At 69.7% G+C, this 10,082-nt stretch carries 8 protein-coding genes; 6 read left to right on the top strand and 2 right to left on the bottom strand.

Annotation, left to right across the window (positions count from 1 at the left end; translation table 11 throughout):
* Positions 1-33: 33 nt before the first annotated feature.
* The 4 genes from AOK01_RS18215 (at position 34) to AOK01_RS18200 (ending at position 1,913) form a co-directional block, all read left to right on the top strand.
* On the top strand, positions 34-213 hold the full coding sequence (locus tag AOK01_RS18215) for a hypothetical protein (RefSeq protein WP_055512934.1): 180 nt from the start codon (positions 34-36) through the stop codon (positions 211-213).
* Positions 214-350: 137 nt separating this feature from the next.
* Positions 351-779: a BlaI/MecI/CopY family transcriptional regulator gene (locus AOK01_RS18210; protein ID WP_079103508.1), complete on the top strand. Its 429-nt coding sequence runs from the start codon at positions 351-353 to the stop codon at positions 777-779.
* Positions 780-788: 9 nt separating this feature from the next.
* The gene (locus AOK01_RS18205; protein ID WP_055512930.1) at positions 789-1,328 is read left to right on the top strand and encodes an amino-acid N-acetyltransferase; all 540 of its coding nucleotides are present in this window, start codon (positions 789-791) and stop codon (positions 1,326-1,328) included.
* Positions 1,329-1,577: 249 nt separating this feature from the next.
* The gene (locus AOK01_RS18200; protein WP_055512928.1) at positions 1,578-1,913 is read left to right on the top strand and encodes a histone-like nucleoid-structuring protein Lsr2; all 336 of its coding nucleotides are present in this window, start codon (positions 1,578-1,580) and stop codon (positions 1,911-1,913) included.
* Here the strand turns inward: AOK01_RS18200 and AOK01_RS18195 are convergent.
* Positions 1,892-2,500 (bottom strand): SCO3374 family protein, encoded by a 609-nt coding sequence (locus AOK01_RS18195; protein ID WP_055512926.1) that lies wholly within the window; start codon positions 2,498-2,500, stop codon positions 1,892-1,894. The two genes, AOK01_RS18200 and AOK01_RS18195, sit on opposite strands and share 22 nt — an antisense overlap.
* A gap of 440 nt (positions 2,501-2,940) precedes the next feature.
* Between AOK01_RS18195 and AOK01_RS18190 the strand changes: the two genes are divergently transcribed.
* The gene (locus AOK01_RS18190; RefSeq protein ID WP_055512924.1) at positions 2,941-5,469 is read left to right on the top strand and encodes an ATP-dependent Clp protease ATP-binding subunit; all 2,529 of its coding nucleotides are present in this window, start codon (positions 2,941-2,943) and stop codon (positions 5,467-5,469) included.
* A 133-nt stretch (positions 5,470-5,602) separates the two neighbouring features.
* On the opposite strand, the gene AOK01_RS18185 is transcribed toward AOK01_RS18190, so the two are convergent.
* Positions 5,603-8,722 carry an NACHT domain-containing protein gene (locus tag AOK01_RS18185; protein ID WP_055512922.1) on the bottom strand — a complete coding sequence of 1,040 codons (3,120 nt, stop codon included), beginning with the start codon at positions 8,720-8,722 and terminating at the stop codon, positions 5,603-5,605.
* A 255-nt stretch (positions 8,723-8,977) separates the two neighbouring features.
* On the opposite strand from AOK01_RS18185, the gene AOK01_RS18180 reads away from it, so the two are divergent.
* Positions 8,978-10,082: carboxylesterase/lipase family protein (locus tag AOK01_RS18180; RefSeq protein WP_245702298.1), on the top strand; the 1,105-nt coding region annotated here is incomplete at its 3' end.

The raw sequence follows: 10,082 nt of genomic DNA, 5'->3' as shown, positions 1-10,082 counted from the left end.
CTTGTTGGCGCCGCCCTGGCTACTCTGGACGGTATGGACTACGTCTCCGCGCTCGTGCCCCCGATAGTGATGGCCGTGTTCTTCACCGGTCTGATCGTGACGATCGTGAAGAGCCAGGGCGGCGCCAACAAGTCCAAGGAGGACGCGGTCGTCGACGCGGTCCTCGCCCGCGCCGAGCACACCCGCCAGCCCCCCCGCGACACCGGCGTCTGAGTTTTCCCGGTCCAGGTCCCGCTCCACGGCGTACGGCTCACTTGATTTTCGAGTCGTGCGCCCTTTTTGTTGCTGTTTGCCGGTCAAAGGCACGTCCACCACGTGATCGGCCATCTCTCCCCCTATTGTTCCGAACTGTGCCTCGTCCATTGGGAGAACTCGAAGACTCGGTCATGACGAGGGTGTGGGAGTGGAACCGCCCGGTGACCGTGCGAGAAGTCCTGGAAGACCTGCAGCAGGAGCGGTCCATCGCCTACACCACGGTGATGACCGTTTTGGACAATCTCCACCAGAAGGGCTGGGTGCGCCGTGAGGCGGAAGGCCGGGCCTATCGATACGAGGCGGTCTCCACCCGGGCCGCCTACGCGGCCGCGTTGATGAACGAGGCCTGGTCCCAGAGCGACAACCCGGCCGCCGCTCTCGTCGCCTTCTTCGGCATGATGTCCGCGGAACAGCGCGAAACACTGCGCGATGCCCTGCGTATCGTCCAGGGGCCACAAACGCCCGCCGCGCAGAACACGGCAGGCGAGAACCCCGCCGCCGCAGAGGCCGAGACCGGGCGATAGCGTCCGCTCATGCCAGCAGAGCAGCCCGAAGTCAGTACTAATGCCGTCACCGTCCGCCGGGCCAGGACCAGCGATGTCCCGGCGGTTCGCAGCCTCCTTGACTCCTACGTCCGAGGCCGCATCCTGCTCGACAAAGCGACGGTGACGCTTTACGAGGACATCCAGGAGTTCTGGGTGGCGGAACGCGGCACCGGACCGAGTTCGGAGGTCGTGGGCTGCGGCGCTCTGCACGTCATGTGGGAAGACCTCGCGGAAGTCCGCACTCTCGCGGTGAACCCCGTGATGAAGGGCGCCGGCGTCGGCCATCAGTTGCTGGGGAAGTTGCTGGAGGCCGCCCGCCTGCTCGGTGTTCGCCGCGTATTCTGCCTGACCTTCGAAGTGGACTTCTTCGCGAAGCACGGCTTCGTGGAGATCGGTGAGACGCCCGTTGACGCCGATGTCTACGCCGAGCTCTTGCGTTCCTATGACGAGGGCGTGGCCGAGTTCCTGGGGCTCGAACGAGTGAAACCGAACACCTTGGGCAACAGCCGGATGCTTCTGCATCTGTGATCGCCGCCGCGTAATACTCCGGACATACCGCCGGAGCCGACCGGTCGGCCCTGCCCAAGGACTCTATGTCCGAAACGCGCACGTTTCCGGTCTCTCCGGGTCCCGTCGGTCTCTCCCAGGGGTTTGTGTTTTCCCAGCAAAAGCGGTTTGCTTTCCGACGTACTGCAGTAGTGCATATAACAGGGGACACGAAACTGCGGCAGCCGCCGTGGACCCTCGGCCCTGAAGATATCGATGAAAGGAAATCCAGTGGCACAGAAGGTTCAGGTCCTTCTTGTCGATGACCTCGACGGCGGCGAGGCGGACGAGACCGTGACGTTCGCGTTGGACGGCAAGACGTACGAGATCGATCTCACGACCGCCAATGCGGACAAGCTCCGTGGACTTCTTGAGGCGTACGTCAAGGGCGGCCGTCGCACCGGAGGCCGCGCCTCGGGCGGCCGTGGAAAGGCGCGCGCCGCCACGGGTGGCAGCCAGGACACCGCGCAGATCCGTGCCTGGGCGAAGGAGAACGGTTACGAGGTCAATGACCGCGGCCGCGTTCCGGCGTCCATTCGTGAGGCCTACGAGAAGGCCAACGGCTGACCGCAGCAGCGGCGCAGCCGGATGCGATGGCACTCCGTGGCCATCGTCTCCACGAGTCGTACGAGATCGGGGGCGCCCCCACCGCCCCCACCGCCTCGGCCCAGGGCCGACAGTGCCGGCAGCGACGACTCCACCTCGCGGCCAGGCTCAGGGGGCCGCAGCCACACGGCGGCCCCCTGCGAGCCGGCGGCGGGGAGCAGGCCCGGCGGCAGCGGCGCCGCTACGCGCCCGCCCGAGCCGGTCGCCCTGAGATCCAGCGCGAGAGAGCCCCACTCCAGCCAGTCGAGGAGCCCCGGCAGCTCCTCCGCGCTCCCCGCGGCGACGAACACCCGCATCCGGTCCGCGCACACCGCCACCGGAGAGCCCGGCATCAGATGCCGCAGCGCCGCGTACCCCGCCTCCGCGGGCGCTTCCAGGACGTCGAAACGCAGCCCCGTCAGCAGCTCGACCGGGGCCTCTACGGGGGCCTCGACGGGGGCGCCGGGCACTGTTGCCCAGCCCAGTTCGTTCTCGTACCAGTACCGGACCACGGCGTCCGGGCGGCGCACATCGAGCGGACGGCGAGGGAAGGGGACCGTGGGGACCATGCAGGGCCAACCGTCAGAAGAGCGTTCGCGTTACGCTGGGTGGTCCGACGTGTGCGAAGAGTGCCGGAAAAGAGGGCGCGCGGGGGCGGCCGACGGCGCAAGGGTGTTCGCCCGTAGCGGAGGGAACCGGTGCGCTCGGCATGGAGTGTCAGTGCGTACGGGTAAGACATCCCTAGTGGGAGGGTCGACACGCGTGGCTCGGGCATCTCACGTTCGCCATCGGCGTACAGATGGCGGGGGTATCTGTCTGGCCTGCGGGAACATCGTCTCGCACCATCAGGTTGAAGCTGGTGTCGGCGTTCGGAGTCAGAAGGCAGTGCTGGTTCTCGGTCCGGTGTCGGCAGTTGGAATGAGCGGTCCCCGCTTGCGGGACTAAGCTGCGGAAGGACAGGGAGGGGAGCGTCCCCTTACTGCCTGACCGCTCTGAGGAGCGATTAACGATGTTCGAGAGGTTCACCGACCGCGCGCGGCGGGTTGTCGTCCTGGCTCAGGAAGAAGCCCGGATGCTCAACCACAACTACATCGGCACCGAGCACATCCTCCTGGGCCTGATCCATGAGGGTGAGGGTGTCGCCGCTAAGGCCCTGGAGAGCCTCGGGATTTCGCTCGAGGCGGTCCGCCAGCAGGTGGAGGAGATCATCGGGCAGGGCCAGCAGGCCCCGTCCGGGCACATCCCCTTCACCCCTCGTGCCAAGAAGGTCCTGGAGCTGTCGCTCCGCGAGGCCCTTCAGCTGGGTCACAACTACATCGGCACGGAACACATCCTGCTCGGCCTGATCCGTGAGGGCGAGGGCGTCGCCGCCCAGGTCCTGGTCAAGCTGGGCGCAGACCTCAACCGGGTGCGGCAGCAGGTCATCCAGCTGCTCTCCGGCTACCAGGGCAAGGAGACCGCCGGCGCCAGTGGCGGTCCTGCCGAGGGCACCCCCTCGACGTCCCTGGTCCTCGACCAGTTCGGCCGGAACCTCACCCAGGCCGCTCGTGAGTCCAAGCTCGACCCGGTCATCGGGCGCGAGAAGGAGATCGAGCGGGTCATGCAGGTGCTGTCCCGTCGTACGAAGAACAACCCGGTCCTGATCGGTGAGCCCGGCGTCGGCAAGACCGCCGTCGTCGAAGGCCTCGCCCAGGCCATCGTCAAGGGCGAGGTGCCCGAGACCCTCAAGGACAAGCACCTCTACACGCTGGACCTCGGCGCGCTGGTCGCCGGCTCCCGCTACCGCGGTGACTTCGAGGAGCGCCTGAAGAAGGTCCTCAAGGAGATCCGCACCCGCGGCGACATCATCCTGTTCATCGACGAGCTGCACACGCTGGTCGGTGCGGGTGCCGCCGAGGGCGCCATCGACGCCGCGAGCATCCTGAAGCCGATGCTGGCCCGTGGTGAGCTGCAGACCATCGGCGCCACGACGCTCGACGAGTACCGCAAGCACCTGGAGAAGGACGCCGCGCTTGAGCGCCGCTTCCAGCCCATCCAGGTCGCGGAGCCGTCGCTGCCGCACACCATCGAGATCCTCAAGGGCCTGCGGGACCGCTACGAGGCGCACCACCGGGTGTCCATCACGGACGAGGCCCTGGTGCAGGCGGCGACGCTCGCCGACCGGTACATCTCGGACCGCTTCCTGCCGGACAAGGCGATCGACCTGATCGACGAGGCCGGCTCCCGGATGCGTATCCGCCGGATGACCGCGCCGCCGGACCTGCGCGAGTTCGACGAGAAGATCGCGGGTGTGCGCCGCGACAAGGAGTCCGCGATCGACTCGCAGGACTTCGAGAAGGCCGCCTCCCTGCGCGACAAGGAGAAGCAGCTCCTGGCCGGCAAGGCCAAGCGCGAGAAGGAGTGGAAGGCCGGCGACATGGACGTCGTCGCCGAGGTCGACGGCGAGCTGATCGCCGAGGTCCTCGCGACCGCCACCGGCATCCCGGTCTTCAAGCTGACCGAGGAGGAGTCCTCGCGTCTGCTGCGCATGGAGGACGAGCTCCACAAGCGGGTCATCGGCCAGGTCGACGCCGTCAAGGCGCTGTCGAAGGCGATCCGTCGTACGCGCGCCGGTCTGAAGGACCCGAAGCGTCCCGGTGGTTCGTTCATCTTCGCCGGCCCGTCCGGTGTCGGTAAGACCGAGCTGTCCAAGGCACTCGCGGAGTTCCTCTTCGGTGACGAGGACGCGCTGATCTCTCTCGACATGTCGGAGTTCAGCGAGAAGCACACGGTCTCGCGTCTCTTCGGCTCGCCCCCCGGCTACGTGGGCTACGAAGAGGGCGGTCAGCTGACCGAGAAGGTCCGACGCAAGCCGTTCTCCGTCGTGCTCTTCGACGAGGTCGAGAAGGCCCACCCGGACATCTTCAACTCGCTGCTGCAGATCCTGGAGGACGGTCGCCTGACCGACTCCCAGGGCCGGGTCGTGGACTTCAAGAACACGGTCATCATCATGACGACCAACCTCGGCACCCGGGACATCTCCAAGGGCTTCAACCTGGGCTTCGCGGCCTCGGGCGACAAGAAGACCAACTACGAGCGCATGAAGAACAAGGTCTCGGACGAGCTCAAGCAGCACTTCCGGCCCGAGTTCCTCAACCGCGTCGACGACGTGGTCGTCTTCCCGCAGCTCACTCAGGACGACATCCTCACGATCGTCGACCTGATGGTCGGGAAGGTCGACGAGCGCCTCAAGGACCGGGACATGGGCATCGAGCTCTCCCAGTCCGCCAAGGAGTTGCTGTCCAAGAAGGGTTACGACCCCGTCATGGGCGCGCGTCCGCTGCGTCGCACGATCCAGCGCGAGGTCGAGGACACGCTGTCGGAGAAGATCCTCTTCGGCGAGCTGCGCCCCGGCCACATCGTGGTCGTCGACACGGAGGGCGAGGGTGAGGCCAAGACCTTCACCTTCCGCGGCGAGGAGAAGTCGCCGCTGCCGGACGTCCCGCCGATCGAGCAGGCGGCCGGTGGGGCAGGCCCCAACCTGAGCAAGGAGGCGTGACCTCCGGGTCCGCCTGAGAACGACTGGTCGGTGAACGACCGGTTGATGAACGACTGATGGGGCCGGTGCTTTCGAGCACCGGCCCCATCGGCATGCCGTGACCGCCGTGACCGGCCAGGTGTCGGTTGGGCCCTCAGAGGACGGTGTGCGCCCTCATGACGGTGTGCATGCGCGGGAAGAGGTCGCGTATCCGGTCCGGCACCTCCGTCGTCTCCGAGGCGAGGACGAAGGTCACCGACCGCAGTCCGGGAAACAGATCCGGTACCGCCGAGAGGTCTTCCGGCCCGGTGAACTTGTTGAACCGCAGGTACTTGACGTGCGGCAGGACCGGTCCTTCGGTCCAGGGCGCCGCGCTCCAGTCGAGGCGCAGATCCTCCAGCTCGGGGAGGAGCGCGACCTCTTCGCGGTCCTGTGGAGTGAGCGGTTCCTGAAGGCCCGCCAGGCTCAGCGTCCGTACCGAGCGCCGGCGCCGCAGGCCGCGCAGCCCGGTGTGCTGGAGGGCGTTCTTCGTGAAGCGCAGATAGCTGAGGTCGAGCCCTTCGGGGAGAGCGGCGTCGAGGGACTCGTCCAGGAGCGCGAAGCCGAGGTCGAGGGCGCGCAGCGTCGCGGAGGCCGAGAGCGGCGCCAGGACACCCAACGTCTCCAGCCCCGGCATACGCCCCAGCGACAGCCATTCCAACGGAAGCCCGGCCAACGGGCCCAGATCCTCGACCGGACTGCCGCTGATGTCCAGGTGCCGGAGCCGGTGGAGCGACGAGAGACAGTCCAGGGAGCGCAGGGCGTGGTTGTCCCGGGAGACGAGCAGGCGCGTGACGTCCGGCAGTAGGCCGGACCGCAGCTCGGCCTCCTCGATGTCTCCGACGACCTGGATCTGTGGCCGTCCGCCGAACGAGCGCAGAGCGCGCAGATGTTGTGCCGAGTGCGCGGTGAAGTACAGGTTCTCCGCGGGCAGGTGGGCGACGATGTCGGCCCCGTACCGCTCGGCCTCGAAGCGGCGCCAGGCCCAGGTGAGCTGGGCGCGGACCGGCAGGGACGGGTGGCTGCGGAAGCGGGCCAGGACCGGGACGGCCGCGTCGGTGCCGATGAGGGACGCGGTGACGACGACCGCCCTGGCCTCCGCGTCGGACAGGCCCTCGGGTCCTGGCAGGAGTTCCAGTACCAGCGGGCCCACCGAGGACAGCTCACGGGCCTCCTCCGCGGTACGGGGCGGGATGAGCGTGGCCGCCTGCTCCTCCACGGCGGCCCGGACCCGCGGGTCGAGTTCCGTGGCGTGTTCCAGGCCGGCCAGGGCGAGGAGGCGGATGCGGGTGCCCCCGGCGGGCCCGGCGTGTTCGGCGGCGGCCAGCAACTGGGTGAGGAGATCCGCCCGTTCGCGGGGCCTGGCGTGGGCGACGGCCATACGGATCACGTCCGACCACTGGTAGTCGGCGGCGTTGCGGACGAGGAGCCCGAAGTCGCCGTCCTCCACCGCGGCCTTCGCACCGAGGTAGTCCTGGAAGGTGCGGTGGACGAACTCGACGGTGCCCAGGGAGGGTTCGCGGAGCAGCCCGCTGCGTACGAGGAGATGGCGGTAGATCGTGGCGGCGTCGCCCTGGCTCGCGACGGCGGGCAGGGCGGGCAGCGCGTCCGCGACGATCCGCTCGGCGCGCTCGCGGTCCATCTCCAGCCGGCCGTTGCGGATCAGCCAGTAGGCGAGGCGCTGGAGGAGCTGGATCTGGGGCAGCTCGGTGAGCCGGACGGCGTCGTGCGGGAGCATGTCCCGCTCCTGGTCGCGGCGCGCGAGGAGCATGGAGAGCGCGGCGTCGTACAACTCCTGGCGGCCGTGCGGCAGATAGCCGCGGCGGTCCCGGTGCAGGGCGCAGACCAGGCCGCACATCAGCGGGTTGGTGGCGAGGCGGCCGAGATCCGGCTTGGTGTGTACGGCGTCGAGGAGCGACGTCTCGTACGCGGCGAGGCGTTCGGTGTCGGGGGTGTCGGGGGCGTCGGCGCGGGCCGCCAGGTGCCAGCGTCGGATGAACGCCGTGACGTCGTCGCGGCTCATCGGGGAGAGCGCGAGCTCCGTGAAGCCGTCGGCGGCGAGCCAGTTCTCGCGGACGGCCGAGGGGCGCGAGGTGACCAGCCACTGGTTGCCCGGATAGGCGTCGAGCAGGTCGCGCAGCCAGTGGCGGGTGCGCTCGCGGTCGGGTTCGGGGATCTCGTCGATGCCGTCGACGAGCAGCAGCCCCCGGCCCGCCCCGAGCACCCGGTCGGGCCAGCCGTCCGGCGCCGCGCCGTGGAAGGGTACGCGGACGGCGGCGAGGAAGTCGGCGGGCGCGGGCAGCCCGTCGGGGCGGCGTACGAGGGTGCGCAGCGGCAGGACGAAGGGGACCCGGTCGCCGCGTTCACCGCGCGCCGCCGTCACCGCGAGCCACTGCACCAGCGTCGTCTTGCCCGATCCGGCCACCCCTCTCAGCAGCACCAGGTCCTGCTCGGACAGCGCCTCGTCGGCGGAGAGCGGGAGACCGGGCGAGCCGACGACGCCGCCGTCCTCGTCGCCCGTGGCGGGGCGCAGGGCCTGAAGGGTGAGGTAGGCGGCGTCCAGGGGCCAGCGGTCCGGCGAGTTCACCAGGTCGAGCCCGTAGATGGTGAGCTGGCTGTGCTTCGTCGCCGTGTAGCCGAGATAACGCCGCTCGAACGCCGCGTCGCCCCCGTCGGCCGGTGGCGTCCGGGCGATCAACTCGTCGACCTTCGCGATCAGTTCGGCCTGCCTACGCGTCTGTTCGACGAGGGTTCGCGGTACGAACGTCGAGCGCTGGGTGAAGAAGTGCAGGATGTGCAGGCAGGCCGTGTCGAGCAGCCGCTCGTAGAACAGCGTCGCGTCGAAACCGAGGTCCCGGTCGGGGTTCCCGGCGGTGTGGCGCAGGTGCAGGGCGAGGCCCGTGTGGCCGAGGGCCACGGCCTGCGCGTCCGTCATGGTGAGGTCGCCGAGGGCGTGCAGGGTGTCCGCGAGGGCGTGGACGACGGGCTGCTCCTCGTCGGCGGCGACGGGCCGCTCGGTGGCGTCCTTGACGGCTCGCCCGACCAGCTCGGTGGCGAGCCTGGTCACGTCCCGCGCGCCGAGCGTGCGCCTCTCGCCCCGGAAGGAGACACGGGACGAGATGCGTACGGGCTTGTCGACCAGGTCCGCGCCCGGCCCCTCCGTGACGAAGAGCTTCCTGATGAGCGGCGTGGCCACACTGGACGCGAGCCGCACGCCTACGGTTGCCGGTTCCATGGCGTTCCCCCGAGGACGACCTGGTGGATGGTCGGCCAGCGTAGTCGCCGGGGTGCGCCCCTGTCCGGGTCCGTGGATCTTGGGGCGAGAAAAGCGGTGGCCGTACGGTGCGGTTCGGCGGGAGGATCCGCGGTGTCCGAACTGTCCTCCGAGGGAGCCACGATGGATGCCGCTGCCGATGCCGCTGTCGCTGTCGCTGTCGATGTCGATGCCGGTCGACCCGAAGTCCGTACGACGGCAGGGGCGTTGCGGGGCATGACCGACCGGGCGGGTACGGCGGTGTTCCGGGGTATCCCCTTCGCCGAACCGCCCGTCGGCCCCCTGCGGTTCGGGGCGCCGCGGCCCGCGCGGAACTGGGACGGCGTACGGGACGCGGGCCGGTACGGGCCGCCGCCTCCGCAGTCCGCGGCGTTCGGCATGGACGCGCTGGCGGCCGGGCACGCCGACGACGACGGGAACTGGCTGACGCTCAACGTCTGGACGCCCGATCCCGGCCCCGGCGCCGGGCTGCCGGTGATGGTGTGGCTGTACGGCGGTGCGTACGTCATCGGGATGTCCGGCCTGCCCGAGTACGACGGCGGCCTGCTGGCCCGGGAGGGCGGCGTCGTCCTGGTGACGCTCAACTACCGGGTCGGCATCGAGGGGTTCGCGCTCATCGAGGGCGCCCCGGCCAACCGCGGACTCCTCGACCAGGTCGCCGCCCTTGAATGGGTGCGAGACAACATCCATGCCTTCGGCGGCGACCCGGACCGTGTGACGGTCTTCGGCCAGTCGGCGGGCGCGGGCTCGCTCGCCGCGCTCCTCGCGATGCCCCGCGCGGCGGGCCTTTTCAAGCGGGCGATCGCGCAGAGCGTGCCCGGTACGTTCTTCTCGCCCGAACTCGCCGCGGACATCGCCGGCGAGTTCGCGGCGGAACTGGGGCTGCGGCCGACCGTGGGCGACCTGGCCACGGTGGCGCCGGGGCTGCTGCCCGCGGCGGGGGACGCGGTCGGGGCGCGGATGGAGCGGTACGCGCAGCGGTGGGGAGTACTGGCGCACACGTCGATTCCGCTGGCGCCCGTGGTGGACGGGGACGTCCTGCCGGCCGCGCCCTGGGAGGCGCTCGCCGCGGGGGCGGCACGGGACGTCGAGCTCGTGGCCGGCCACACGCGGGACGAGTACCGGCTTTTCATGGCGCTCGACGGAACGCTGGGCGAGGTGACGGAGGACCGGGCGGCGTCGGCGCTGAGGACGTTCTCACCCGGTGGCAGCGGCGGCAGCGGCGACAGCGGCGACAAGGAGGCGTATCGGGACGCCGTCTTCGGCCCGGGCCCGGGCCCGGGCCCGGGCCCGGACTCGGACCGGGACCCGGACCCGGACC

It is taken from the genome of Streptomyces aurantiacus (assembly GCF_001418335.1).
GTDB lineage: Bacteria > Actinomycetota > Actinomycetes > Streptomycetales > Streptomycetaceae > Streptomyces > Streptomyces aurantiacus.
Note: the sequence above shows the minus strand (reverse complement) of the source record. Positions and strands in the feature narration are given on the sequence as shown.

Bases quoted from the DNA above. Each gene is read 5' to 3' on its own strand.
- AOK01_RS18215 (WP_055512934.1), top strand. From the start codon at position 34: ATGGACTACGTCTCCGCGCTCGTGCCCCCGATAGTGATGGCCGTGTTC.
- AOK01_RS18205 (WP_055512930.1), top strand. From the start codon at position 789: ATGCCAGCAGAGCAGCCCGAAGTCAGTACTAATGCCGTCACCGTCCGC.
- AOK01_RS18195 (WP_055512926.1), bottom strand. From the start codon at position 2,500: ATGGTCCCCACGGTCCCCTTCCCTCGCCGTCCGCTCGATGTGCGCCGC.
- AOK01_RS18190 (WP_055512924.1), top strand. From the start codon at position 2,941: ATGTTCGAGAGGTTCACCGACCGCGCGCGGCGGGTTGTCGTCCTGGCT.
- AOK01_RS18185 (WP_055512922.1), bottom strand. From the start codon at position 8,722: ATGGAACCGGCAACCGTAGGCGTGCGGCTCGCGTCCAGTGTGGCCACG.